Source organism: Mesorhizobium sp. LEGMi-168a (assembly GCF_058312955.1).
The window spans coordinates 89,109-116,055 of record NZ_JBZEGV010000010.1 but is presented as its reverse complement, the minus strand read 5'-3'; the positions used below and the strand labels follow the sequence as shown (position 1 = coordinate 116,055).

The window sequence follows — 26,947 nt, the reverse complement described above, 5'->3', positions numbered from 1 at the left end:
GAGGTGACATGATCAGAGGCATCGTCATCACCGGAACGGACACCGGCATCGGCAAGACGGTGTTTTCGGCCGGGCTCGCCGGCCTGCTCGACGGCTTCTATTGGAAACCGGTGCAATCGGGCCTCGACGGTGAGACCGACAGCGATGTCGTTGCCCGGTTGTCCGGTCTACCGCCGGGACGCGTCCTGCCCGAAACCTACCGGTTGAAGAGCCCGTTGTCGCCGCATCGTTCGGCCGAAATCGACGGGGTCTCGATCGAGGTGGCGAACCTTGCCGTTCCCGCCGTGCCGGGTCCGCTGGTCATCGAGGGCGCCGGCGGCCTGATGGTGCCGCTCAACCGACGGATGCGGTTCATCGATGTGTTCGAGCAGTGGCAACTGCCCGTCATTCTTTGCGCGCGCACCGCGCTCGGTACTATCAACCATACGCTTTTGTCGATCGAAGCCCTGCGGGCCCGCTCCGTTCCCCTCATTGGGGTCGCCTTCATCGGCGAGGAAATGGCGGACAGCCAAAGCACGATCGCGGAGTTCGGCAATGTGCGGCAACTCGGCAGGCTGCCTTACCTTGATCCGTTGACGCCACAAACGTTGCGAGAAGCGATGATCGCCGGCTTCGACCTCGCGCCGATTGCACGGGGTCAATGATGTCGCAATCCCGCGTCTGGCACCCATTCACCCAGCATGCGCTCGAGCCGGCGATCCCCGAAATCGTCCGGACGGAAGGCGCCTATCTCCACAAGGCCGGCGGCACGCGCATCCTCGACGCCATCTCCTCCTGGTGGGTCGTCACCCATGGCCACCGCCATCCCCGCATCATCAAGGCCATCGAGACGACTGCCGCGAGCCTTGACCAGATCATCTTCGCGGGCTTCACACACGAGCCGGCGGAACGCCTCGCCAGCGCGCTTGTCGACCTTGCGCCGCCGGGACTCGACCGGGTGTTTTATTCCGACAGCGGCTCGACCTCGGTCGAGGTCGCGCTGAAGATGGCGCTCGGCTATTTCCGCAACATCGGCTCGCCACGTTCGCGCATCGTCGTCATGGAGCACAGCTACCATGGCGACACGATCGGCACGATGAGCGTCGGTGCCCGCGGCGTGTTCAACGCCGCCTATGAGCCGCTGCTGTTCGAGGTGGATACCATCCCCTTCCCCGCTCCCGGCCGCGAGCAGGAAACGCTGGATCGGTTCGAGGCAGTTTCTCGTGACCGGCACGCAGCCGCGCTGATTGTCGAGCCGCTGGTGCTCGGCGCCGGCGGCATGCTGATGTATCCGGCCTGGGTTGTGGCCGAATTGAAGAAGATCGCGGAAACCTCCGGCACGCTAATGATCGCAGATGAGGTGATGACCGGCTGGGGACGGACCGGAACCATGTTCGCCTGCGAGCAGGCGAACATCTCGCCCGACATCCTCTGCACCTCGAAGGGTCTGACCGGCGGCACCATTCCGCTCGCCGCGACGCTCGCGACCGACGCCATCTTCCAGGCCCATTATTCGACGGACCGGAAAAAGACCTTCTTTCATTCGAGCTCCTACACCGCCAACCCGATTGCTTGCGCGGCCGCACTCGCCAATGTCGAAATCTGGCAAGACGAGCCGGTCGCCGAGCGGATCACGGCCTTGAGCGCGCTGCATGCCGCTGGTCTTCAGCGTTTTCGAGGAAATCCCTGCTTCAGCGACTGCCGGATGACCGGCACGATCGCGGCGCTCGATCTGCGCACAGGCTCTGGCGGCTATCTGGCCGAGATCGGGCCGAAGCTGCGGGCATTCTTCCTTGAGCAGGGACTGCTCATACGCCCGCTCGGCAACGTCCTCTATCTGCTTCCGCCCTATTGCATCACCGGCGACGAGCTCGACCGGCTTTATGACGCCATCGAGGAGGCCGGCGAACGCTTCGGCTCGAGGCCATGAACAGGTCATCGTGCATCCTCGGGCTTGGCCATTGTGCGCCTGGGCGCAAGGTTGCGAATGCCGAGATCGAGAACAATCTCGGCCTTGAGCCGGGCTGGATCGAACGGCGCACCGGAATTCGGTCGCGCTTCTGGGCAACGGACGACGATACCCTGTCTGGCCTTGCCGCTCAGGCCGGCGACATGGCGCTGGCGAATGCCGGTATCGATCGGAGCGACATCGGCCTGCTGTTGCTGGCCACCTCGACCCCCGACCATCTTCTGCCACCCAGCGCGCCGCTGGTTGCGCATCGGCTTAGACTTGGCCGCGCCGGGGCGATCGATCTGACCGGCGCCTGCGCCGGCTTCATCTATGCGCTGATGTTCGCCGATGGATTCACCCACCTGCACGGCAGACCGGCCCTTGTCATTGCCGCCAACATTTTGAGCCGGCGCATCAACCCGACCGAACGCGCCAGCGCCGTGCTGTTCGCCGATGCCGCCGGCGCAGTCGTGATCGGCCCGTGCGAGGATGCCGATCGCGGCATCCTTGGCGCTTCGGTCGACTCGGACGGTTCGCGCTACGGGCTGATCCAGATTCCGGCCGGCGGCAGCAACAGACCGTTCCACGATGGTCTCGATATCGAACAAACCCGGATGACGATCATCGACGGCCGCGAAGTGTTCAGCAAGGCGGTGGAGATGATGACCGCCTGCTCGCAGGAGGCGCTGGGCGCGGCCCGACTGAAACCGCAAGACATCAGCCGCTTCGTGCCGCATCAGGCCAATGCCCGCATTTTCGACGCGGTCGGTAGAAACCTCGGCATTCCCGATCATGCAATCGTCAAGACGATCGCCGAATACGGCAACTCGTCGGCCGCGACGATTCCGCTCTCCCTATCGCTCGCCAATCAGGCCGAGCCGTTCCGGCCCGGCGAGAAACTGCTCCTGGCGGCGGCTGGCGCCGGGCTCAGCGGCGGGGCGCTTGTGGTCGGCGCCTAGAATTGAAAGTCGCGATCAATACAATCAGAAGGGCTGGAAGGTGTCACATATGTTGCGCAACTGCAGCGCTGATGTACAACTCACCTTGATCTCCTGGAACTATCCGGTTCGCCTGCACTCTTGGGGCCTAGGGTTCACTGAGACGAGATGCAAGACAGGGTGTTATCAACGACGCAACAGCCGGAGAAAGAAGGTCAGCGGCATTCCATTGCAGCGGAACTGATCGCGGTTCTGGTCGCGGTGACAAATGGTCAACCGCGCGTGATGACCATCGATAGTGGCAAGGCCCTGCCGTCCGGTCCGTTCGAACTTACGCATCGTTCGTTGCAGTCCGGCCTGAGGGACTGGGTCGAGCAGCAGACTCGGCATCCCCTTGGCTACATCGAGCAGCTCTATACCTTCGCCGACCGAGACCGCGTGGGCGACGCGTCGCAACGGATCATTTCGATCAGCTACCTCGCGCTCACCCGAGAGGAACAGTCCGAGCCCGCCGGCAAGGCGACATGGCGCGATTGGTATGATTACTTTCCGTGGGAGGATCAACGCCACGGCGTCCCGCCCGCATTGCACCAGGTGATCGTCCCGCGGCTGAACGCCTGGGCGGACGCCGCGGACAATCTCTCGATGCGTGGCGAACGCCGGCAGCGGATGGGCATTGCCTTCGGCCTTGAGGGTCACGGCTGGAACGAGGAGCTGGTGCTGCAACGCTACGAGCTGCTTTATGAGGCAGCACTGGTCGGGGAAGCGCATCGCGGTGCGGGCAGTGACGAGCAATTGGTCCCTGGTCCGTCGATGGCGGGGGATCACCGGCGCATCCTGGCAACCGGCATCGCCAGATTGCGCTCCAAGATCAAATACCGGCCTGTCGTGTTCGAGCTGATGCCGCCTGTCTTCACCCTGCTTCAGCTGCAGCGGACCGTGGAAGCGCTCGCCGGGAGGCTGGTCCACAAGCCGAACTTCCGGCGCCTGATCGAACAGCAGGAGCTGGTCGAGGAAGCGGGAGAGACGGCAGCCGACACGGTCGGACGGCCGGCCAAGCTTTTCCGCTTCCGTCATGCCGTTCTCGACGAACGGGCGGTGGCGGGGACGAAATTGCCGCTGTCGCGGGCTTGACAACCTTTATTCTCACAGTGAGTATATGCGTCAATTATACTCATATTGAGAATAATTGGAGCGCCGATGCCTGTTTCGCTTTCGACCGCCGCGTCCCTCTATGATCGCGTCCGGCGGGTGATCCCGCCGATCGAATGGCCAGCCTTCACCGACGACATCGACGCTATCCTGGCGCTGAAGCGCGAGCGCAACGCCGTCATCCTGGCGCACAACTATCAGACGCCGGAAATCTTCCACTGCGTGGCCGACATCGTCGGCGACAGCCTGGCACTGGCCCGCAAGGCAATCACGGTCGATGCAGACCTCATCGTGCTCGCCGGCGTGCATTTCATGGCCGAGACAGCCAAGCTGCTCAATCCCGACAAGACCGTGCTCATTCCGGATCTGGACGCGGGCTGCTCGCTGGCCGACTCGATCACGGCTTCGGACGTACGCCTGATGCGGCAGCGCCATCCGGGCGTGCCGGTCGTGACCTACGTCAACACCTCGGCCGCCGTGAAGGCCGAGTCCGACATCTGTTGCACGTCTGGCAATGCGCTGGCGGTGGTGGAATCGCTGGGAGCGCCGCGGGTCATCATGCTGCCCGACGAATATCTGGCACGAAACATTGCGGCTCAGACAAAGATCGAGATCATCGCCTGGAAGGGGCACTGCGAAGTGCATGAGCGCTTCACGCCCGCCGACATCCGCGAGCTGCGCGAGGCGCATCCCGGCGTCACGGTGCTTGCCCATCCCGAGTGCCCGCCGGAGGTTGTCGCGGAAGCGGATTTCGCGGGTTCGACGGCGGCGATGTCCGACTATGTCGGACGGCACAAGCCGGCTCGCGTCGTGCTGATGACCGAATGTTCGATGAGCGACAACGTCGCCGTCGAGCATCCCGAGGTCGACTTCGTTCGGCCCTGCAATCTCTGTCCGCACATGAAGCGCATCACGCTCGCCAACATCCGCGCGGCGCTGGAGCAGAACCGCCATGTCGTGACCATCGCTGACGAAGTGGCCAGCCGCGCGCGGCTCGCCGTGGAACGGATGCTGGCGGTATGATCCTGGATGTCCACGACCTCGCCGGCCGGCCGATTATCGTCGGCGGCGGCATTGCCGGGCTGATGACGGCACTCCATCTGGCGCCCGAGCCGGTGGTTCTTCTGTCGCGCTCGCCGCTTGGCGCGGATGCCTCCAGCGCATGGGCGCAAGGCGGGCTTGCCGCCGCCCTGGGCGGTGACGACGACCCGGCGCTCCATCTTGCCGACACGCTTGCCGCCGGCGATGGCCTTTGCGATGCGGAGGCCGTTCGGCGCATCGTTTACGCCGCCCCGTCCGCGATCGAAAACTTGGCGCGGCTCGGAGTTCGCTTCGACCGCACGCCCGAAGGAGCATTGCGTCTAGGTCTCGAGGCAGCCCATAGCTGCCGGCGCATCGTTCATGCCAGCGGCGACGGCAGCGGCCGGGAAGTCATGCGCGGACTTGTGGCCGCCGTGCGGTCCACCCCGACGATAACGGTCCTTGAGGGTGTCGAGGCGCGCCGGCTGGCCGTGGCGGATGGCTGGATCGTCGGTGTGCAGGCCAGTTCAAGAACTGGTCCGGTGCTGCTCACCACAGGGCGGGTCGTCCTCGCCACGGGCGGTATCGGCGGACTTTTCCATGACTCGACAAATCCGCTTGGCAGCTTTGGGCAGGGCCTGGCGCTCGCCGCACGCGCAGGCGCCGTTCTGGCCGACATGGAATTCATTCAGTTCCACCCGACCGCGCTCGACGGACCGGACCGTCCGATGCCGCTCGTCAGCGAGGCGGTTCGCGGCGAAGGGGCAATCCTCGTCGATCAGACAGGCCGGCGCTTCCTCGATGGCGTGCCGGGCGCCGAACTCGCGCCACGCGACATCGTTGCGCGCGCAGTCTGGAGACATCTGGCAGGCGGCCATCAGGTCTTCCTCGACGCACGCCAAAAGCCCGGCCCGGCATTCGCGCGGCGTTTTCCAACGATCGCATCCGCCTGCCGCGCCGCCGGCGTTGATCCGGCGCAAGACCTCATTCCCATCCGGCCGGCCCAGCACTACCACATGGGCGGTATCGCGGTAGACTTGGCAGGACGCACATCGGTCCCTGGACTTTGGGCGTGCGGAGAAGTCGCCTCGACAGGGCTGCACGGCGCCAACCGGCTCGCCAGCAACTCGCTGACCGAAGGGGTCGTCTGCGCGCGCTGGGTCGCCGAGAGCGTGGCCGGTTCGTGCGACACCATCCTTCGAACACCGTTCGCGGCAACTGACCGGGCCGCGCCCGACCCAAGGCCTGCGCGCCCTCTCCTGTCGCGCGCGCTCGGCGTCGCGCGGGATGGCGAAGCGCTGAAGGCGGCGGCGAGCGCTTTGCTGCCGATGGCGCAGCGGAACGACGCGGCATCCGATCCCGCCGCGGTCGGGCTGATGATTGCGATTGCGGCATTGCAGCGCCAGGAAAGCCGGGGCGCTCACTTCCGCACGGATTTTCCTGGACATGCAGCCGTCGCCCGACGCTCCAGAATGACGCTCGACGCCGCCTTGGCGGCAGCGCGTGAGCTCCACCACGCCCCGAGGCTTGAAGAGGCCCTATGAAAAACCTCTCGTCCCTTCCCGAAATCATGTTCGAAGCGCTGGTGCGGACGGCTCTTTTCGAAGATCTCGGCCGGGCGGGCGACCTGACCACGGACGCTATCGTTCCGAAGGACTGCCGAGCCACGACCGTCCTTGCGGCGCGTCAGAGCGGAACTGTCGCCGGGCTCGATATCGCAAGGCTCGCCTTCCGGCTGCTCGACCAGGATGTGGACGTGGTCGTGCACACGCCTGACGGCAGCGAGGTCGCGCAAGGTCAGGTCATCGCATCGGTGAGCGGCCCGGCACGGGCCATTCTCACGGCCGAGCGGACGGCGCTCAATTTCCTGTGCCATCTCAGCGGCATCGCCACGGCGACGGCATCGATCGTGAAGGCCGTTCGCGGGCACAAGGCGCAAATCGTCTGCACGCGCAAGACGACACCCGGATTGCGCGCGCTCGAAAAATACGCCGTGCGCGCCGGCGGGGGCTCCAATCACCGTTTCGGCCTCGACGACGCGATCCTGATCAAGGACAACCACATCGCCATCGCCGGCGGAATCCGCCCGGCGATCGGACGGGCGCGGACCGGCGCCGGCCATCTCGTCAAGATCGAAGTTGAGGTCGACACGCTGGCCCAGCTGGACGAAGCCCTGGCGCTTGCCCCGGATGCCGTCCTGCTTGACAACATGTCGACCGACGAACTGGGGCAGGCGGTTAAATTGGTTGCCGGCCGGGCGATCACCGAGGCGTCGGGCAGGATCACGCCAGAGACTGCGCCGATGATCGCCGCGACCGGCGTCGACCTGATCTCCATCGGCTGGCTGACACACAGCGCGCCGATCCTCGATATCGGGCTCGACTACCCGGAACTCTGAACGCGACTCCTCTCGACGCGGTCCGTCCCGAAACCGGTTCCCACTTTCGGGAGACATGCTCTAGCTTGAGATGCAGTGCGCTCCAGGGTCGGCACGGCCAAGCGGCATCAGGCCAGGAGCCGCCACATTCGCACACGACCGGTACCGCGCAACTCCGTTTCCGCGAGTGGGTCGCAGCCAAAATTTGGTCCAAGCAGTTTGTGAGTTGCATCCGAAATACGGATTTCATCGGGCTCGGCAGCCTTTTGAATGCGCGCGGCGAGATTGACGGTGTCGCCCCACAGGTCATAGACAAACCGCCTTTTGCCTATGACGCCCGCCACGATCGGTCCGGAGTGAATTCCAATTCTGAGACTTAGCGGTTCGCCTGCAAAGCGCTCGCGCCTGGCCGCCTCCCGCAGCTCTAGTGCATAGTGCGCAAGGGCTTCTGCATGATCGGATCGCGCGGTGGGCAGGCCAGCGACCGCCATCACGCAATCGCCGATGGTCTTGATCTTTTCGCAGCCATGTTGTTCCGAGAGCAGATCCGCCGCCTTGAAGAAGTAATTCAAAATAGCGAGCGTCGTCACGGCTCCGACGCTCCGCGCTCTTTCCGTAAAACCGACGATGTCGGCAAAAAGCACACTGACCTCAGCGTGGTTGTCTGCAATTTGCTCGTCCGCTTTCAGCCGCTCCGCGATCGACGCGGGAAGAATGTTGAGGAGCAGGGATTCGGCGCGCCGGTATTCGCGCGATAGACCCTCCTGGCTCTCCTTCAATGCCTCGTTCGTCGATTGCAGCTTCGCATTGAGTTGACGCTCCCTCTCCTGCAGGAGCGTCATTTCATAGGCCTTCTGTTGAAGCCGCTGCTGGTTGTCGCGCTCGGGAGTGGCGTCGAGAAAGAGCAGCCACACCGAGCCGCCGTCGCCAAAGAGGTGAAGGTTCGCGACACGCCCGCCGGGCAGCTCCATCATGGGCATATGATATGGCAGCTCCGGGCAAGGCAGCAGCCCTTCCATGAATTCAAGCTGATCGGCAACAGGCTTGCCAACGCGAAGTGACGAGAGTCCGTAATGTTCAACGTTGCCGCCCTTCGCGGCTATGCATTGCCGGGCGTCAATTTTCAGATATGCGGCAGAGCGCTCATTATAGAAGAAATCGTATATCCAGCTTCTGACTTCTTTCGGCAACCTGGGCATGGTCTACTTGGCGACCATCGAAGCAAGCTGATGAAACGCATCGTCGACATGTTCGCCCGAAAGCGCGCTTGTCAGATAGATTTGCCACCCACGTTGCTTCAGTTCGTCGATCTCACCATCCGATATCGCCCACCGGTCGGCCAGATCGGATTTGTTGAACAGCAATACGAACGGCATGGCGCCGAATTCGGCCTCGGCCCGCTCGCGCAGCGTGAGCGCCACGGCAAGAGTAGCGGGCCGGGTTCCATCGACGACAAGCACCAGCCCGGTCGCACCTCGCACATAACTGACGCGGAATGAGCCGATATCGTCTTCGCCGGCCAAATCCCACAAAATCAGATCCACGGTTTTGTCCGGGAGCACGACACTCTTCTTGTCGATTTTCACGCCTACCGTCGTCAGGTAGTTTTCCGAGAAGATGCTTTGGACAAACCTGCGTACCAGGCTCGTCTTTCCGACAGCGAACCCGCCCAACATGCAGATCTTTTTTTGCAGCATTCCGGGCTCCGCACTACTCCAGGTTCACAGTAATCGAGACCCGGCGATTAGTGGAGCTCCCCGTTCGACTATTTTCGGGCACTACCGGCTCGAAGGTGCCCGCGCCCCGAACCAGCAGCAATTCCGGAGCGACGCCGCGCTTGTTGAGAAGCGCACGAACTGTCTCGGCGCGGGCGGCGCTGATCGACGCGTTGGCCGTCTCACGGCCCGTGGAGTCCGAATGGCCGGTTAACATGAACCGCGCCGTTACGCCTGACTTGCGGGCACTTTGGGCGAATTCCTTCAGCTGATCCGCCAATCTGTCGAGCACCGGCGTCTGCTCTGATCCCGGCACAACTTTGCCGGAAGAGAAGAAAATATCGGTCGCCTGGATGGCCTCTCTCAAATAGTTAAGTTCTGCAAGGTTCAGCTCACGCAGCTGCGAGACATCCAGAACCACTCCGTCCGCCGAAAGTTGTTCGGCGGCGGCCTGCGCCCGGTTGATCCAGGCGGCAGGAGCCTCACCCACGACAACGATGCGACCCTGGATGATCGAAAGCCGAACCGATTTCGGCGGGGTCAGCGACGCCGTCAGCCGCTTCACCACGAACTTCGGATCAAGGCTCTGATAGAATTGCCACTGTGAATGAACGCGGGCAGGATCAACCTCCGTTCCGGACAGCAAAGCTTGCGGGTCGGTGGCAAGCGGGTCTCTCAGGCCCGAAATGTAGAAGTGTCCGCCCCTCGCCGTTTGTTGGGCAACGATGATTCCCGGTTGGGCCTCAAGTCGCGACACATAATACTGCCAATGCTCCGCCGCGCGTGCTTCGGGGCTCACATCATGAACCATGGAGATGTCGAATTCCGGTCCGCCTGCCGAAAGCTGTCGGGCCGCTGCGCGCGCCCGATCTATCCAGGTGTCGGGAGCCTCACCCTCGGCAACGATGTGACCATTGACAATCGAAAGTCGTACTGTATCCGGCGGATACAGCGACGCCGTCAGCCGCTTCAATACGAACTCCGGCTCGAGGCTCTGATAGAATTGCCACTGCGAATGAACGCGGGCGGGATCGACCTCAGTTCTGGACAACAGCGACTGCGGGTCGGCGGCAAGCGGGTCTCTCAGGCCGGCAATATAGAATTGGCCGTCGCGTATCTTTTGTTCGGCAACGATGATGCCCGGCTGGGTCCCCAGCCGCGACACATAAGCCTGCCAGCGTCCCGCCTCGCGTTCTTCCGGGCTCGTCACTTCGCGGACCCCGGCGACATCGAATGCCGGCCCCCCCGCCGAAAGTTGCTGGGCGGCGGCCCGCGCCCGGTTGATCCACGCGGCGGTGGCCTCGCCCTCGGCAACGATGCGGTTGTCGACGACCGAGAGTCGCACCGATTCCGGCGGCGCCAGCGACGCCGTCAGCCGCTTCAACACGAACTCCGGCTCGAGACTCTGATAGAATTGCCACTGCGAATGAACGCTGGCGGGATCGACCTCAGTTCCGGACAACAGCGACTGCGGGTCGGCGGCAAGCGGGTCTCTCAGGCCGGCAATATAGAATTGGCCACCGCGCACCTTTTGTTCGGCAACGATGATGCCCGGCTGGGTCTCCAGTCGCGACACATAGGCCTGCCAGCGCTGCCCGGATTGCCAGGAAAGAAAGAACCAACCGCCTGCCGGAATCAAAACCAGCAGGACTGCAGCCACCACCAGCCACGGAAATCCCTGGTTTGCTTCCTCATGCTTCAGTTCAACACAGGTCTGCAACCGCGTCTCTACGCCGACCAACTGCGAACTGTCGCCGTCAAACTGCTCTAAAGCCTGTGAGCAATCTTCATGGATGCGAAGCAATGCATCGCGAATTATCTCATGCAGTTCCTCCGGCGGATTTCCCCGGATCACCGCAACCAAGGTCGCAAACGGTCCAACTTCCGACCAGAGACGAAGCTCCCCGAAACGGATAGTGTCCAGGCCGCTCTGTTCTTTCTCGTTAAATGAGTCCCTTACAAAATCTTGAATTGCGCTAAGCATCGAAGAAATTAGTTGCGGATCTTCGCTCGTTGCGTTTTCGGCCGTTACATGCGCAATCAAAAGCCCGGAGGCGCGGTGAATGAGAAAGGCATGCTCCACCCGATAGACAAGAGAATGATTAAGGACAACTTCCGAAAAGCTTGCTCCCGTTCTCCAGGCTTCAAATCTCCACTTAAGTCCATGCCAGGTAAATATGTGTCTTAAAGATTCATTCAACGACTGAAAGGTCTGGTCGATTTTTTCGCCGATCGACTTGCGAATAGCCGGCAGAAACACCGGATATAATATATCCGTCAGCGTGCTTGGGTCCTTCTGGATGGACCGTTGCGCAGCCCTTTCGACAGCCGGCGCAAGGGCCTCGCCGAGTTGCGCACGAGAAGCAAGTGCGGCCGCATCGGGGAGAACGCTCCCCACCGCAGCCGCAAGCTGCTCGGGTTCGTCGAGCAGGTGCGAAACTCGTGAAAGCTCCGAAATTTCGCGGCCGACTAGCAACTGGCGCAGCGTTTCCATGCGAGGATCGGCGGTTGGAACGCCGTCGAGACGCGCACGATGATCCGGATCAACGTTCCGGGCAATTTCGATCAAAAGGCGAGCGAGAGCCTCGCGATCAATCTCGGTATCGTTCGAAGCTCTTTGAGGAAGGCTGATTGGGTCGACGGTCGACGTCAAGTTCCGATCAACTCACTTTCCAATTACGCTCCGAGTTGCCCTTGCTGCCGACGGGATCCTGATTCAGGCATTTTGCGACCTCGACAAACAGGCCAGCCAAAAGATTTCGGTCGGTCTTGACGTTGCTGAGATCGGAAAACACTTTCTCTATCAGCATCTGAACGCTTTCGTTCTTGTGCTTGATTTCCTCACGCAGCAAATGATCGTTTCGATTTATCCGGTCCGCAACTTCGCGCTCAAGCTCACTCAATTGATCCGACAACGCGCGCACCTGCTTTTCAAGTGCCTGATTTTGCTCGCGAAGGTTCCGGTCAATCTCCTTGTCGGCCTCGGCCCGCGCATCCTTTTCGTGCCGCAATTGCGTCGCAAGCGAATCAACCTGCTTCTTCGCATTTGACTCGTACGTTTCAAGATTGCGCTTGGCCTCGGATTCGACATCCTTGAAGCGCTGCAAGACCCGTTCTTCAAGCTTGGAAAAGCGGCGGTCATAGTCCTGCATCTGGTTGCCGAACAGCAGATCACGTATCTTGTCGACACCTACAGCGTCGCCAGGGGCCCCGCTCTCGCGAGCTTGACCCGCCATGAAGTTCAGTCCGTTTCCCTCTGCATTCCCTATCAGATTTGCGTCCGCTTTGTTTGCTGAAGAAGCGGCACTCGAAGATTCCTTAGCCATCACTATGCCCCAATTGCCCAGTGCAAAACTCGGAAACGAGAAATTATGTCAGACAAATACCCGACCCGCAAGCTGGAATCCTCTTGACTTGAGTTGATTCGCGCGATCCTTGTTCGACCCTTGGACTAGCAACCAATACACGAGATCCGATTGATGCCCCCTTGCATCTCATTTTTATGGCGGAAATAGCCAGCTAATCCAATTGGTCATTCGTTGTAATCTACCAACGAAAGTAGTATTATGAGGATATATCTACTGATTGGTAAATAAATTTCGCATTATCTTTAGATTAACTGCAATTCGATTATCTAGATACGTAGATACTTTATAGCACCGGCCTGCATACTGTAACCGTCACCTCCCAACGCGGGCCCAACATCGAAAGAAAGGTCTTCTTCCGGATGGAGAATGGCCGTTCGAGAATGCAGGGGCAACGGCTGTTATTGGCGCAAGGCCGCCTGCGACCCTTGCATTAGCGATGTCTACTTTCGATGTATCGACAGGACCTTAGAAATGACTGCCATGCGGCACATGCCAGGCTTGAGCGCTTGCCATTCGAGCCTGTCTTCAAGTCCTTCTTGCCTGCCTCTAATTCGTCCCGATCTTGACAGGGCAGTGCTGCCGTCCGATGCCGTGATCCGTTTTGACATCCGCCGACTCTTGCCGAAGAAAACGGAAGCTCGATGATCGAGGACAATGCTACCGTAGGTGTTTCGGGATCCTCGTTCTACCTTCGAACCAGGCGCGGGTAAGACGGCGTGGCGCACAATCCCTTGGTTTCAATCGTGGTTCTGGCGCGCAATGCCGAAGCAACGCTGGCGCGCGCGCTCGATTGCCTTCTCGATCAGGAAATATTGGATTGGGAGGCGATCGTCGTCGATGACGCCTCCACGGATCGCACCCCCGCGATCATCGCCGGTTATGTGGAGCGCGATGCCCGATTTCGGACGTTGAGCTCTTGCGCGCATAGCGCCGCCGGCGCGCGCAATAGCGGGATTTCGACAGCGCGCGGCCAATGGCTCATGTTTCTGGACGCTGACGATTGGGTGGACGCCAGCTTCCTTGCGAAAATGCTGGCCGCACTGAAAGCCGCTCCCGATGCGATGGCCGCCTATTGCGGTTCTCGGCGCGTGATGCCCGATGGCGAACTCATCCCGTCGAGCATCTCAACGGAGGTTGCGATCCAGCCCTTCGAAACTTTCGCTCGCCAGTGCGCCGTTCGCACTCACGCGCTGCTGGTCGACCGGGAGACGATTGTCGAGTTGGGCGGTTTCGATGTGTCGCTGCGCACCTGCGAGGACTGGGATCTGTGGCAACGCCTCGCACGGCTAGGCAAAAATTGGGTGATGGTCGACGAGCCGCTCGCTTTCCATCGGATCAGCCCTAACTCGCTCTCCCGCAATTCGACGCAGATGCTGGCAGATGCGGAAATCGTGATCGCCTGCGGCTTTTCTCGTGACCCCAGGGTCAAACACCCGGCATCGGCTCACGCCAATGGAGCGATCGAGGCGAATGGCGGCACCGCTTCCGAGGCACTCGCGTGGTTCGCGTTGTGGAACGCCGCGTCGGATTGCGGCCGCGGCCCGCGCTCGATCGACCCGTGGTCCCTGCGCGCGCTCCCGGCAGGACGTAAGTGGGCGCGTGAGATCGCCAAGGTGGCCTTCGATGGCCTTATGGCAGGAAGCCTGTCGGCGCCAGCCCAATTGGCTGCCAGGTGGGACAGGTTTGGCGGCTCCATTACCGAGTTGATCGTTGAACTCGGCAAAGTCTGGAACGATCCCGTCGCGGGTCGCCGCGTCCAGTATCACCTTGAGCAAATGCTTCTTGACTTCGACGACCTTGCCGCGCCGCGCAGGCTGGCGCGGACACTCGGAATTCGCGTCGACGCTCGAAACCCGGCCCCGACCGAACTTCCGGAGGGAATCGATCGAATTTATGCCCATCTGATGATGGATGGCCAGATCGAGGCTCGCGTGCAGTTCGGCGTACTCGGGAAAGTGACAAAGCGTCATTGGATTGAGTTGGCCCTGAATTTCGTGCCCCCTGAGCGGCTTGCACCGCAAACGGGTGCCGGCGCCGACAGGTTAAACAAGTTTGCAGCCAAGGCATCGTTGTCCATAGCGGAACGCTGGCCTGATCGGGACAGCCACTTCGGCAAACTCGCGCGATTGGCCGCGGAGGCGCGGCGGCTGGTTCGGTCGAGCGCCGAACCTGCAGAGCGTTTTGCAGTGCCGCGCCGTGCACGAGCCGCGGATGGGCAGGGCAATGATCGTACGTCGTTCTGGAATCGCCGTTTCGCGACCGAGGATCCCTGGAACTATCGTTCGCCCTATGAGCAGGAAAAGTATGAGCGGCAGCTCGAAATTCTGCCTGCCGGTCGCATCGAACAGGCGCTTGAGCTGGCCTGCGCGGAGGGTCACTTCACGCGGCAGCTGGCGCCGCGGGTGGGCCATTTGACCGCAACCGACATCTCCGGCGTAGCCGTTGGGCGGGCGCGCGCGCGATGCAGCGATCAGCCGAATGTCGAGTTCGGCGTACTGGATTTCTCCGCGGACACGCTTCCGGGCGAGATGGATCTGATCGTCTGTTCGGAAGTGCTCTACTACCTGGATGATCTCGATGAGTTGCGTCGCATCGCCAAAAAATTTGTTGCGGCGTTGGCGCCTGGCGGCAGTTTCGTCAGCGCACACGCATTCGTGCTCCGTGACAATGTCGAAAGGACGGGCTTCGACTGGAACACTTTCGGTGCACAAGCGATCTCGCAGACGCTGGCTGCGACCGAAGGCCTCGTCCTCGAGCAATCGATCCAGACCGAGCTCTATCGCATCGACCGCTTCCGCCGCCTGTCGCCAGACGACGTGGTGGCGGAACCGGTGATTGATCATGTGCCGATCCGCGCGCTCATCGGTATTGGAGTCGCGCGAAATATCGTCTGGGGCGGGGCACGGGCCTTGCGCCGCGACGTCGCACGCAGCGAGCGGCGGCAGCGTATCCCGGTCCTCATGTATCACGGTGTCTCCGACGACGGTCCGGCAGCCCTCGCCCGTTTTCGGCTCACGCCCGCCGCATTCGAAGGCCAGATGAAATGGCTGCGCGCCAATGGCTTTCACGCGGTCATGTCCGAGCAGCTGGAATGGTCCATCGCCAACCGCCAACCTTTCGCTGGCCGCCCGGTGCTCATCACCTTCGATGACGGCTTCCAGAATTTTGCCGACCATGCCTGGCCGATCTTGCGCGCGAACGACCTGACCGCGGAAGTGTTCCTGGTAACGGACCTGGTGGGTGAAAGTGCACAGTGGGACGCCGACAGCGGTCCGCCGACGCAGCTTATGGACGCCGGGACAGTGCGACGCCTCGCCGGCGAAGGTGCGTTCTTCGGAAGCCATCTGGCGACGCATCGCGCGATCGATGGTCTGTCGAGTTCTGACTTGGCCGCCGAGCTCCTGCGCTCCCGTATGTTCATCGAACGGTGGACCGGTCGGCCGACCACGGCGTTCGCGGCACCCTTCTCCGTCACTGATCGACGGCTTGGCCGGCTGGCCAAGGAGTGCGGCTATCGGATCGGCTTCGGCGGCAAACATGGGCCGGCGGACCTCGATTGCGATCCCATCGACCTTCCGCGCATCGAGATTCGCGGGGATCGCTCGCTCGACGACTTTGTTGCCCGTGTCGAGGCCGTGCTCGAATGAACGATGAACTTGTCGGCCGGGTGCGAGCTGGCACGAGCGTGCGGGTCATTGCCGGGACCGTATATTCCGGCTCGCCGAGGCCGCGTCTAGATTTGTGACCCGCTTTTCCTTCCGTGTCCCGCCCGTCACCTCGTTCGCAAGTCTATTGGGTGACTTGGGACACGGCTGACATCAACTCCTGCGGGTTTGCCGCCTCAAACATGTGTCGCCCGCCCTCTGGAACCTCCGTGAAGCTCCAGCGGACGATCCCCTGCCGGTCCAGCAGGAACTGACCTATCAGTTGTCCGTGTCCCGTTGCCATCATCTGCTCGTCGACTTCGGTCACTTCGTAATTGTCCTTCTTGTCGAGGAATTCGCTGGCCGCAAAAGGATCCATGGGACCGGGCAACTCGCTTGGCATGTCGATCCGCATCTCCTTCACCGCTGCCATCGAGACCTTGTACGGCCAGATCGTCTCGTCTTGGGTGAATTCGAGATTGGGCAGTCCAAAGGCACGATGTGAAGCGCGCTCAGGGTCGGAGGCCGCAAGCAGATTCGGCATCGGGTGGTAGCGGAAATAGAGACGCGCCCGTTCGATCGGCGTGTTGACCACCGTCAGGCTCTGCACGCCCTTTTCGCGCAGCTCCGGATCAAGCCGCGCCTGGGCGGCGATATGGCGCCGGCAAAACGCACAATGCAGACCTCGAAACAGGCCGACCAGAACCGGTTTTTGTCCGCGAAAGTCGTCAAGCGCGATCTTGCCTTCCTGGGTAATGGCGTCGAGCACCACGTTCGGCGCACGGTCGCCCGGTTGAAGCGGCATCAAGTCAATATGCGCGGACATTTTCAACCTCCCGCCCGGCTAGTCGAGAAAAGGCAGCACCACAAGCGCTTCCGGGTCGAGCCCGTGCTGGGCGCATATACCCTGCGCCAGGGAAAAGTAGCGTTCGGCCTCGGCCAGATTGTCGAGGTCGAGATTAAGCGTTGCCAGACCATCATAGCACGGAAACAGCAGTTGGGGCTCGCCCGTTTCGCGGGCCACGTCCAGTGCTTCGTGGAACAAGCCAACCGCCAGTTCCGGACGGCCGTTGCACTGGTGGATCTGCCCAAGCACGATCAATGGCACCGGCAGGTGCTCGCGCTGGTCGAGCGCCCGGTCGATCTCGATGGCCTTCTCGGCAGCAGGCACGCCCTCCGTTGGGCAGCGATCCGTGAAGGTACAACAAGCGACCGCCAGATTGGCGAGGAGGCGCGCCTGGAAACCCAAATCACCAATACGGCGCGCCACTTCAAGACCGCGCCGACAGACCTCTATGGCCTGTGCCGGATTGATGGTCGTGTAAAGCACGCCGAGATTGGTGTAGCCGCGGCAGGCCGCGCCCAGCAGACCGGCGTCTTCGGCCAATTCAATGCTACGCTCAACCTGACGCACCGCTTCAAGGTCGCGCCCAAGGCGAGCCAGCGCGACAGCCTTGGTGTTGAGCGCCTCGGCGGTCACAAGAGTGGCATCACGCCCTACCTCGGAGACATGCTCCGTTGTCAGAGCGCGTACGCCATCCAGCGCCGCGTCTGCCCATTTTGCCGCGAGAGCGTGATCTCCGCTACGGAACGCCTGTCGGCCACGTTCCTGCCACAGATGCGCCTGCTCGATCGGGGCATCCGCTCCATCGAGGAGCGCTGCCGCTTCGGCGTAGCGGGATTCTGCGTCGTCCCGCTTGCCGACGTCCCAGAGCAGCCGACCGATCTTGCGCAAAACCCGCGCCGCAGCGACACGATCGGCTGCCTCGCGGTGTGCCTGCAACACCGTCTCGTAGTGGTGGTGCGCGATCTCGCGGCGGCCTACCGGGCCGCTCAAATCGGCAATGCGCTCTGCGATTGCCAGTTTGAGCGGCGTTTGCCCGGTCGCGCTCAACGCGGTCAATGCTCGCTCGTAGAAACGAAGGGCGTCGTCGTTGGCGTATATCATGCGCGCGCGATCGCCCGCCGCCTGCAGGTACTGCGCTCCCTTTTCCCGCTCGGCGCTCTCTGCGAAATGATGACCGAGCACGGTCAAATCCTCGAGCCGCTCCGGCTTGTCGCCGTACAATTGCTCCAAGGCGGCACCGACCCGCCCGTGGATATCGGTCCGGCGTTGCAGGAGCAGATTCTGGTAGATCACGTCCTGCAGCAATGTTTGCGTAAAGCGGTAGCTTTGCGACGAGACCGAGCCTGATCCAGCGACTTCCTCGATGATTTCGGCATCGCAAAGCAGCTCGCAGCCGGCTTCCAGCCGGCCGGGGTCGGCTGTCACGGCTCTCAGAAGTGCGGCATCGAAGCGCGGGCCGATCACCGCGGCCTCCTGGGCCAACCGGCGCACCTCCTGGGGCAGCCGGTCGACGCGAGCAAGCAGCATTGCCTGGATCGTGGCGGGAATGCCGGTTGCGATATCGCCTGCCACGGTGCGCCACCGCTGGCCCTCGCGCGTCAGTACACCGCGATCGATAAGGCCGCGAACGATCTCCTCTATAAAAAGGGGGTTGCCGCCCGCGCGCTCGAGGATCTGGTCGGGAAGCTTTCCTGCGGACTTTACCCAGTTCTCGCCGAAAAGCGCCGCCAGCAGGCTGCGTCCGTCACCGCTGTTGAGCGGTGAAAGCCTGAGCGCCGTGTGACTGACCCGACTTGAGTCGAGCTGGCCACTGTCCGGCGCCGGCCGATGCGTGACCAGCACCATCAACCGCGTGCGTTCCAACCTGTCCATCACGAATCGTAGCGCCTCGAGCGAAACGGCGTCGGCCCAGTGCAGGTCTTCGACGACAATCAACAGCGGCGACAACGCGAGCCGCCGTTCGACGATTGTGCGGACTGCGTAGAGAATTTGCCGCCGCAGCTGCTCGGGCTCGACATGCTGCAAGGTGGCATCGGGGTCGCCAAGGCCAAGCACATGGTAGAGCAAAGGCATCAGCCGCCGCGCCTCCTCGCCCTGCAGGCCGAGATCGGCAAGCAAGGCTGCGAGCTTCCCCCGCATTTCGTCCCCATTGTCGTTTTGCATCATCCCGGCAGCGCTGCGCACCACTGCGCCCAAGGCGCCAAATGATTGCTCGCCCAATGGCGAGCACGTGGCCTGCCGCACGGCGACATTGCGAAAACGATCCTCGTCGCCGACGCGGGCGACGAACTCCTTCACCAGCCGCGATTTGCCGATACCGGCTTCTCCGACGAGGCGGACAAGTTGGGCCGAGCCGCTGCACGCCTGGTCAAGGCTCGCCAGCATTCTCTGGAGCTCCGCACCACGACCTATCATCGGTGCGCTGAGGCCGAGCGCCTCGAGTCCGCGCGCTGCGCGCGGCGCCGCAAGCGGGGCCTCCAGTCGATGGACGAGAACACTGCCGGCCTTGCCGCGAAGCACGACATCACCCAGCGGCTCGTAAGAGAAGGCATGCCGGGTCAGCCTGTGAGTGAGCTCGCCGACCAGCACCTCACCCGGTGCGGCCAGCGATTGCAGGCGTTGCGCCGTATTCACCGTGTCGCCGGTCACGGAATAGGATTTGGCGGTGCCGATGCCCAATCCGCCAGTGACGACGGGACCAGTGTTTATGCCGATGTGGAGCAACAGAGGCGATCCGGAGTGGGGGGCGTTTTCGCCGAGCCGCGCCGTCCGGGTGATCATGTCGAGAGCGGCGCGAAGCGCACGTTCCGGATCGTCCTCATGCGCGACCGGCGCACCGAACAAAGCGAGCAGTGCATCGCCGATGAACTTGTCGACGAAACCACCAAAGCTTCGCACGGCCGCCGTCAATTCCTTGAACAGTTCGTTCTGCAGCGCTTGCATGACCTCGGGGTCGAGCTGCTCGCTGAGTGTCGTGAAGCCGCAAAGGTCGGCGAACAGGACCGTCACCGTCCGGCGATCGGCGTCAGAGACGGGATGCAGCCCTTCTTCGCTTTCGATGGTCGGAAGCAGCGACGGAGTACGAGAAGGCGGCACAATGGTCCGGCTTGGTGTCGGAGCGGGCCGTTCGACGGCTTTTGCGGGCGCACCGACGCTTGCCCCACATTTCGGACAGAACTCGAAATCAGGTGCGCAGAGGTAGCCGCAGTTGGCGCATGGCACGGGCTGGCGCCTGCCACACTTCGGACAGAAAGCGTAACCGCCCTCAACCTCGAAACCGCAGCCCGAGCAGTCCATGGATCAACCTCACTTGGGCCGTGACGGCGTCATCTCGCCACGCACTTCTCGGCCGCAATATTCACAAGGATGAACCCATAACCGTCGACCAGCAAGCGGCAGCGCAAAATGGGCATCGAGCGATCCATGCGGGTCCGGCGGCAGAGCGCTGCCGATTTGGGCGGCTGCTTGGCCGTCGTTTGCGAAATTTCCCTCTTACCCTGCGTCTCCTGCTATCGTGGGGATGAGGTGACGCACCCATGAGCGAGAATCGTAAGCTGGTCGCAATCCTGGCCGCCGATGTGGTCGGATACAGCCGGCTCGCGGGCGCGGACGAAGATCGTACTTTGGCGAGATTGCGGGCGCTGCGCAGCGACCTGATCGATCCGACCATCGAAGTGCATCATGGGCGGGTGATCAAGCGCACCGGGGATGGGGCGCTGGTTGAGTTCCGCAGTGTGGTGGATGCCGTGCGCTGCGCCGTTGAGGTTCAAAACGGTATGATCGAGCGCAATGCCGGCGTGCCGCAGGACCGCCGCATCGAGTTCAGGATCGGCATCCATCTGGGGGATGTGGTCGAAGAAAGCGACGGCGACCTGATGGGCGACGGCGTCAACATCGCCTCGCGTCTGGAGGGCGTCGCGGCGCCCGGCGCCATCTGCCTGTCCGAGGATGCCTATCGCCAGGTCAAGGCCAGGCTCGACCTCTCGGTCAGCGATCTCGGCAGCACACAGCTCAAGAACATCGCCGAGCCGATCCGGGTCTATTCGCTGCAAGTCGGCGCCGGGACCAAGGCGGCCGCGCCCCCGGAAACCGCGACGGCAGCACCGCCGAGACTGTCGATCGCCGTCCTGCCGTTCGCCAACATGAGCGGTGACGCCGAACAGGATTACTTCGCCGACGGCATCTCTGAAGACATCATCACCGCGCTGTCCAAGCTGTCGCAGCTCTTCGTCATCGCACGCAATTCGTCGTTCACCTTCAAGGGCCAGAACGTCCGCGTGCAGGAGGTGGGCACGAAACTCGGCGTGCGGCATGTGCTTGAGGGCAGCGTACGCAAATCGGGGAACAGGGTGCGCATCACCGCGCAGCTCATCGATGCAACCTCGGGCGGCCATCTTTGGGCGGAGCGGTTCGATCGCGACCTGACCGACATATTCGCCGTGCAGGACGACGTGACGCAGCGGATCGTCGCTGCGCTGGCGCTCAATCTGACTGAGGGTGACCGTCAGCGGCTGGCGCCCGAGCGCCCACGCAACATGGAGGCGTATGACTGTTTCCTGCGGGGCCGGGAGCTGTGGTACCGGCTGACGAAGGAGGCGAACGTCGCAGCCCGCGACCTCTTGCAACGTGCCATCGAACAGGACCCGGGCTTTGCCTCTGCCCACGCCTTCCTCGCCCTCACGCACGGGCTCGATTACCTGAACAGGTGGGGTGCGTCGCCGCCGGAATCGATGGCGCAAGCGGAAGAGGCCGCAACACGAGCGGTGGCGCTGGATGACAGCGATCCCTGGGCGCACTGGGCGCTGGCTATCGTCAAGCTTTATACACGACGGCACGATGGGGCCATCGACGAGGCCGAGCGCGCGATAGTCCTCAATCCGAACTTCGCCGAAGGGCACGTCATCCTCGGCGAGGCGCTGCACTATTCGGGCAGATCCGAGGAGGCCCTCGAAAGTTTCGGCCGGGGGAAGACCTTGAATCCATACTTTCCGGATGTGCTTCTGCACTTCCAGGCTTTGGCCTTGTTTCAACTGGGAAGGTACGAAGAGGCCGTCGACCTCTTGATGCAACGGCTGGCTCGCAACGCTGTTACCGACGTCTCTCGCGCGCTCCTGGCCGCCAGCTACGGCCATCTGGGCCGTTTCGCCGAGGCCCGCACGGCATGGCAGGAGGTGCTTCGCGTCAATCCCGACTATTCGCTGGAATACCGTCGCAAGGTCTTGCCCTACAAGAACCCTGCCGATTTCGAACTCATGGTGGACGGGCTCCGCAACGCCGGTATCGTGCAATGACAGGTGAGGCGTGAGGCTCAGGTCGGCTTGATCTCTGCCTGGCCGATCTTGCGCCATCGGGAGTCCTCGCGAACCAGTTTCAGGCCGTCGGTCGTCTCGGCAAATGTCCGCAAACGATATTGCCGGAGCAGGTCCGGGAAGAGCGCCCCTTCCGGCAGACCGGCAAGCTGCGCGCGGACCGAGATCTTTTCATCGATGACCCGCATGCCCCAGGCATTTTCCCGAACTTGCAGCTCCGCGGCCAGATCGCGCTCTTCCGGTGCGTTTTCGTCCAGCACAGCCAGCAGGATCGAGTGGAAAAGCGCCACATAGCCAATCTGTCTCAAGCCGCCCACAACCCGCACGCGCGGCAATATTGCGAGGACGAGGAACATCAGGAACAAGTTCGGCAGCAGCACGCCGTCCAGCAGCGCCTGCTTGAGATGCAGCCGCTCGAACGGGATGGAAAGACCATGCGGCCTGTCAGGCTCGATCAGGTACCCGTTCTCGACGACGAGCTTGCGCACCCGCTCCTCGCGGATGCCCCAGAAATAGGCCGTGGCATCGGGCAGGAATCTGCCAAATGGCCCCGATGCGGCCTCTTGCAAGGCACGTTCGAGACGCTGGCGCCTTGCGGGCTCGATGAGCAGCCTGGAAAGAAGGCTGCCGTCATATTCCAGATGCCGCGCCATGGCAGCCGCGGCGAGCCGATCATCGATGAAAACCGGCAGAACCGTGCCGGAACGATCCCAATCGGCGACCAGATCTTCGTTGAGGGCTGTCAGCGCATCGGCGGCGGTTCCAAACACCTTGTCCTGGCTGGCAAGCAGCGTGCCCAGCCAGCGGCTGGCATCCGTTTCGTCGCCCACCGCTTCGAGCGCGCGCTTGTTGAGGGTGACGGGACCGGCCGCGCAGGCACTTTTGCGGCACAGTTTGTGGCGCCCCATGCCAAACAGGTTGACCTTGTCGTCGCCGACATCGAGCCATCCCGGCCCCTCCCGGCCAATTGTCTCCATGGTCATCGTCGTTCCCATGAAGCCGAAGAAGGCCGACAGCCCGTTTTCGACCGCGCCGAGCCAGGCAAGCAGGAGGGCATCGAAGGTGATCCGGTCCATCAGAAGCAGGCAGTGCAGGCCGGCCTGAATCACCGGTCTGTGCTCGAATTCTTCGAGGGCCTTGCCGATCTCTTCAGGCTGCATGATCACACCGAGGCGCTGATGCAGGACCTCGCGCAGGATCGAGCGGGCAGCGATCGCGGGGCCCGACGCAGGCCTTGCCACCGGCCGCCACAGATGGCGGGCGTAGTCGGAAACCGGTGCATTCCAGTTCTGCTCGATGTCACGCACGACTTCCGGGCAGAGCAGCGACAGCACAGCCAGAATTTCCACCGGAGGCGCAGGGATAGGGTCAACTCCGTCGGTCATTGGTCCCGTCTAGCCGCTTTGCCGTGCAAACGCCAAGGGAGACCAGACTTGCTGGATGCGGCGGGCCATACACAGATCGTCAATTCGATCCGGATGGTGTGAGATGAAATTGACCGTATCCAACGGAGTTCTCCAGCAATCACCTGTTCGCGGTCTCGGCACGAACTGTTAGTCAGCTAAACAGTCGGGCCCAACAGCGGATCTCAGAACCGCAGCCGTGCCATGCTCAGGAGGTCGTGGTACTGCCCGTCAGTAAAACCGGCCTTCACATGCCGGCCTTCGACCTCGAAGCCGTGGCTTGTGTAGAGACGGATGGCGGGTTCGTTGTCGGCATAGACGGTCAATTCAACCCGCTTCAGGGCGCGCCAGTTGTCGGCCACGTCAAGCAGCGCGCTAAGTATGGCAGAGCCGATACCCTTGCCGACAAAGGCATCGTCAAGGCCGATATTGATCTCGCCGATATGCGAACGGCGCGGTGAATCCTGCGCGACCAGCCTGCCATGGCCGACGACCTTGCCGTCCAACTCGGCAACGATCCAGGTGGTCTCCTGGCCGGACTTGGCGATGCGTCGCTCCACCTGCTCCACCATCTCGAAAGGCATCCTGAGCGTGCCCCGGCGGAAGCCCGGCATGTTGAAGATGGCGCAAAGCGCTTCCGCGTCGCTTGGCCGGACGGACCGGAGCTGCGGCTGGATTTTCGCGGAGGACGGCGAGGTCGTGCTGGTCATGGCGTTCCCCGGCGAGAGCAATCGGCCCGGCACGATGCACCGGACGGCACCTGAAAATCCAGTCGTCTCTGCAACCTATGACGCCGGTTGCGAGCTAAAATAGCGGGAGGCGGCGTAGAGTTTGAAGACGCCGCTGATGCCGATCCAGCCGAAAAGGACGAGCCAGCACAATGTCCCGGTCGCCCTCCAGTCGATCCGGTGCACCGCAGCGTCGGTGAGGGCGAGGCCAAGGATGGCTAGCAGGCCAACCAGAAACTGCGCCAAGCCGAGCACCAGCAGTTCCTCGCGCGGCGCGCTTTTCCAGACGAGATATATGCCGCCGGCACCGGCGAGGAAAATGGCGCTGTAGACCTGAGCGTGGAAGCCATCGACCGGCCATGGCCAGAAGCCGCCGAATGTCAGGGGAAAGAGCAGCAGGCCGACGCCATAGAGCCCAAGGATCGCCGATTCCACCGCCATGTAGCCGCGCCATGCGGAATTTAAGGCCACGCCTTTTGCAGAAGGACGGGCCCTGGCCCGCCACAGGAACAGCCCGGATACGGCGACCGAAGCAAGATAGACCAAAAACCAGAGCCAGGGCGCTTTGCGCTCGAAGTTGAAATAGCCGAGATTGATGAACGAAGCCGCCGACACGATAACGGTGAAGATGAAGGCCATAACGAGCACGAGCCTGCCGGGCGACCAGCGATTCCAGACCAGCAGCGCCGCCATCACGACCATTTCGGCGGTGTAGAAGCCGCCGAGGAAGCGGGCATTGAACGGCGTGACGGCCCAGGGCCAGCGCGGCTTGACCAGCACAGGCGCGAAAAACAGGCCGGCGCCTACGATCAGGACGATGATGACAACCGCCGAGAAAAGCCGCAGGGCCGCGGGAAATGGTGGGTTGTCGGGTGTCGACATGGGAAAAGTCCCAAAGATGAATGCCCTATGGATTATCATAATGCCGCTTGCGGCCGGTGAAAATCCGGCGAACGGAAATTGAACTGTCACCAGACCTGTCCATTCGAATGGCCGTACGGTCCGTTTCGAAGTAAGATGGAGCGGTCGGACCGAAGACCGGTCCGGTCGACACGCCTCGGGGGTGCATTTTCCGGAGCCTGCACGATGAACGAAGCTCAGGATCTGTTCTCGCTTCTGCAGCAATCGACCGATGTCGATCCACAGGCAATCGACGCGATCAGGCGAACCATCGCGGAGGGCAAGGACCGCGAACTTTGCCGCATCAATGCGCCAGCCTTCGCCAGCAAGCATGGCCTCGACGAGGAACGCACCATAAGCGCCTTTCTCCATGCGGCGCGCGTGGGCATCTTCGACATTTCCTGGAATGTTCTATGCCCCGGCTGCGGCGGCGTGCTCGACACCAATGCCACGCTGAAAACCCTGCAGAAGGACGAGTACACCTGCGCGCTGTGCTCCGAGGACTATTCGCCGACCCTCGACGAGATGGTCGAGGTGACATTCACCGTCAGTCCCCGCGTGCGCAGGATTGCCGCGCACAATCCACACGAACTGCCGTTGGTGGAATATTTCCGCCAGATCTACTGGGCGTCCGGCGTCGATCTGCCGGAAGAAGAAGATTTCGCGAAGACGATGGAAGCGTTCTCGCTGGAGGATATCGAGCTTGCGCCCGGTGAAAGGGCGGTTCTGCCCATACAGCTTCCGTCCGAATTCATCATCGTATTCGAGCCGGTCACCCATTCAGTGCAGTTCATCGACGTGAAGGGCGAGCCAACAAAAGAGCGCCGAAGCCTCTCTTTGGTTTTCGACCGCGACCATATCCAGAGCCAGACGCTGGAGATGCAACCTGGCCCGTTGCGCATTTCGCTGGAAAACAGGACCGACACCCGCGTGCTGCCGGCGGTCTTCATTGCCGGCCACGAATTGCATGATCTGCTGGGCAAACGCCGGCCCTTCCTGACCGCCAAGCGCCTGCTCACCAACCAGACGTTCCGCGATCTCTATCGCACGGATACGCTCGACATCAACCAGCGCCTGAAGATCACCAGCCTGACCTTCCTGTTCACCGACCTGCGCGGATCGACCGAGCTTTACGAGCGGGTGGGCGACCTTTCAGCCTTCGATCTCGTGCGCATGCATTTCCAGGTTCTGCACGAGATCGTCGCGGCGGAGGCAGGCGCGGTGGTGAAGACGATCGGCGATGCGGTGATGGCGACCTTCCCGACGCCCGATCGTGCGATTGCTGCGGCCCTCAGGATGCGCGATGCCATGCGTGCGCTCAACGACAAGAGCGGCCGCGAGGATCTGCTGCTCAAGATCGGAGTCCATGCCGGCCCCTGCATCGCGGTGTCTATGAACGAGCGGCAGGACTATTTCGGCCAGACGGTCAATATTGCTTCGCGGGTCCAGAACCTTGCCAACCCACAGGCGATCTTCGCCACTCGTGCGGTGATCGACGACAATCTCACCGCCGACCTGTTGCACAGGAACGCGCTGACGCCCGTGCCCCACGAAGTCTCGCTGCGTGGTATTGATCGGGAGATAGCAGTCTATACCATCCCCTGAAGTCTTGGGGT

The 26,947-nt window shown here is 62.2% G+C and carries 19 protein-coding genes; 10 read left to right on the top strand and 9 right to left on the bottom strand.

The window, feature by feature from the left end; all coding sequences use genetic code 11:
• Positions 1 to 8 precede the first annotated feature (8 nt).
• The 7 genes from bioD to nadC all read left to right on the top strand — a co-directional run bounded on the left by bioD (position 9) and on the right by nadC (position 7,438).
• Entirely contained in the window at positions 9 to 644 is a 636-nt protein-coding gene (gene bioD / locus AC4FWB_RS15830; RefSeq protein ID WP_491027122.1) for a dethiobiotin synthase, read from the top strand.
• Positions 644 to 1,909, top strand: coding sequence for an adenosylmethionine--8-amino-7-oxononanoate transaminase (locus tag AC4FWB_RS15825; RefSeq protein ID WP_491027120.1), 1,266 nt, complete (start codon positions 644 to 646; stop codon positions 1,907 to 1,909). Before bioD ends, AC4FWB_RS15825 begins: the two co-directional genes overlap by 1 nt.
• A complete protein-coding gene (bioZ, locus tag AC4FWB_RS15820; RefSeq protein ID WP_491027119.1) occupies positions 1,906 to 2,889 on the top strand; it encodes a 3-oxopimeloyl-[acyl-carrier-protein] synthase BioZ in 984 nt (327 codons plus the stop codon). The genes AC4FWB_RS15825 and bioZ overlap by 4 nt, the downstream gene beginning before the upstream one ends.
• 147 nt (positions 2,890 to 3,036) lie before the next feature.
• Positions 3,037 to 4,002 carry an NUDIX hydrolase gene (locus AC4FWB_RS15815; protein ID WP_491027118.1) on the top strand — a complete coding sequence of 322 codons (966 nt, stop codon included), beginning with the start codon at positions 3,037 to 3,039 and terminating at the stop codon, positions 4,000 to 4,002.
• 66 nt (positions 4,003 to 4,068) lie between these two features.
• Complete coding sequence (gene nadA / locus AC4FWB_RS15810) at positions 4,069 to 5,043, top strand: quinolinate synthase NadA (protein WP_491027117.1); 975 nt, start codon at positions 4,069 to 4,071, stop codon at positions 5,041 to 5,043.
• Complete coding sequence (locus AC4FWB_RS15805; protein WP_491027116.1) at positions 5,040 to 6,584, top strand: L-aspartate oxidase; 1,545 nt, start codon at positions 5,040 to 5,042, stop codon at positions 6,582 to 6,584. Before nadA ends, AC4FWB_RS15805 begins: the two co-directional genes overlap by 4 nt.
• Complete coding sequence (gene nadC / locus AC4FWB_RS15800; protein ID WP_491027115.1) at positions 6,581 to 7,438, top strand: carboxylating nicotinate-nucleotide diphosphorylase; 858 nt, start codon at positions 6,581 to 6,583, stop codon at positions 7,436 to 7,438. The genes AC4FWB_RS15805 and nadC overlap by 4 nt, the downstream gene beginning before the upstream one ends.
• Positions 7,439 to 7,545: 107 nt before the next feature.
• Here nadC and AC4FWB_RS15795 read toward each other — a convergent pair whose 3' ends face one another.
• The 4 genes from AC4FWB_RS15795 to AC4FWB_RS15780 are packed head-to-tail and all read right to left on the bottom strand — an operon-like array spanning position 7,546 to position 12,458.
• The gene (locus tag AC4FWB_RS15795) at positions 7,546 to 8,616 is read right to left on the bottom strand and encodes an adenylate/guanylate cyclase domain-containing protein (RefSeq protein ID WP_491027114.1); all 1,071 of its coding nucleotides are present in this window, start codon (positions 8,614 to 8,616) and stop codon (positions 7,546 to 7,548) included.
• Positions 8,617 to 8,619: 3 nt separating this feature from the next.
• Positions 8,620 to 9,114 carry a Rab family GTPase gene (locus AC4FWB_RS15790; RefSeq protein ID WP_491027113.1) on the bottom strand — a complete coding sequence of 165 codons (495 nt, stop codon included), beginning with the start codon at positions 9,112 to 9,114 and terminating at the stop codon, positions 8,620 to 8,622.
• A 13-nt stretch (positions 9,115 to 9,127) separates the two neighbouring features.
• Positions 9,128 to 11,785, bottom strand: a complete 2,658-nt coding sequence (locus tag AC4FWB_RS15785; RefSeq protein WP_491027112.1) for an OmpA family protein — start codon at positions 11,783 to 11,785, stop codon at positions 9,128 to 9,130.
• A gap of 7 nt (positions 11,786 to 11,792) precedes the next feature.
• A complete protein-coding gene (locus AC4FWB_RS15780) occupies positions 11,793 to 12,458 on the bottom strand; it encodes a hypothetical protein (protein ID WP_491027111.1) in 666 nt (221 codons plus the stop codon).
• A gap of 758 nt (positions 12,459 to 13,216) precedes the next feature.
• Here AC4FWB_RS15780 and AC4FWB_RS15775 point away from each other — a divergent pair.
• Positions 13,217 to 16,147, top strand: coding sequence for a trifunctional glycosyltransferase/class I SAM-dependent methyltransferase/polysaccharide deacetylase (locus AC4FWB_RS15775; RefSeq protein WP_491027110.1), 2,931 nt, complete (start codon positions 13,217 to 13,219; stop codon positions 16,145 to 16,147).
• Positions 16,148 to 16,289: 142 nt separating this feature from the next.
• Here the strand turns inward: AC4FWB_RS15775 and AC4FWB_RS15770 are convergent, their stop codons facing one another.
• Together AC4FWB_RS15770 and AC4FWB_RS15765 are read right to left on the bottom strand one after the other, a co-directional pair.
• A complete protein-coding gene (locus AC4FWB_RS15770) occupies positions 16,290 to 16,970 on the bottom strand; it encodes a redoxin domain-containing protein (protein WP_491027109.1) in 681 nt (226 codons plus the stop codon).
• Between the two features lie 18 nt (positions 16,971 to 16,988).
• Positions 16,989 to 20,288, bottom strand: a complete 3,300-nt coding sequence (locus AC4FWB_RS15765) for an ATP-binding protein (protein ID WP_491027107.1) — start codon at positions 20,286 to 20,288, stop codon at positions 16,989 to 16,991.
• A gap of 239 nt (positions 20,289 to 20,527) precedes the next feature.
• Here AC4FWB_RS15765 and AC4FWB_RS15760 point away from each other — a divergent pair, with 239 nt between their 5' ends.
• The gene (locus tag AC4FWB_RS15760; protein ID WP_491027106.1) at positions 20,528 to 22,282 is read left to right on the top strand and encodes an adenylate/guanylate cyclase domain-containing protein; all 1,755 of its coding nucleotides are present in this window, start codon (positions 20,528 to 20,530) and stop codon (positions 22,280 to 22,282) included.
• Positions 22,283 to 22,299: 17 nt separating this feature from the next.
• Here the strand turns inward: AC4FWB_RS15760 and AC4FWB_RS15755 are convergent, their stop codons facing one another.
• The 3 genes from AC4FWB_RS15755 to AC4FWB_RS15745 form a co-directional block, all read right to left on the bottom strand.
• Positions 22,300 to 23,685 carry a hypothetical protein gene (locus AC4FWB_RS15755; RefSeq protein WP_491027105.1) on the bottom strand — a complete coding sequence of 462 codons (1,386 nt, stop codon included), beginning with the start codon at positions 23,683 to 23,685 and terminating at the stop codon, positions 22,300 to 22,302.
• Between the two features lie 203 nt (positions 23,686 to 23,888).
• A complete protein-coding gene (locus AC4FWB_RS15750; protein ID WP_491027104.1) occupies positions 23,889 to 24,413 on the bottom strand; it encodes a GNAT family N-acetyltransferase in 525 nt (174 codons plus the stop codon).
• Between the two features lie 75 nt (positions 24,414 to 24,488).
• Entirely contained in the window at positions 24,489 to 25,556 is a 1,068-nt protein-coding gene (locus AC4FWB_RS15745) for a hypothetical protein (protein WP_491027103.1), read from the bottom strand.
• Here AC4FWB_RS15745 and AC4FWB_RS15740 point away from each other — a divergent pair.
• On the top strand, positions 25,518 to 26,936 hold the full coding sequence (locus AC4FWB_RS15740; protein ID WP_491027101.1) for an adenylate/guanylate cyclase domain-containing protein: 1,419 nt from the start codon (positions 25,518 to 25,520) through the stop codon (positions 26,934 to 26,936). The genes AC4FWB_RS15745 and AC4FWB_RS15740 overlap by 39 nt on opposite strands.
• The last annotated feature ends 11 nt before the right edge of the window (positions 26,937 to 26,947 follow it).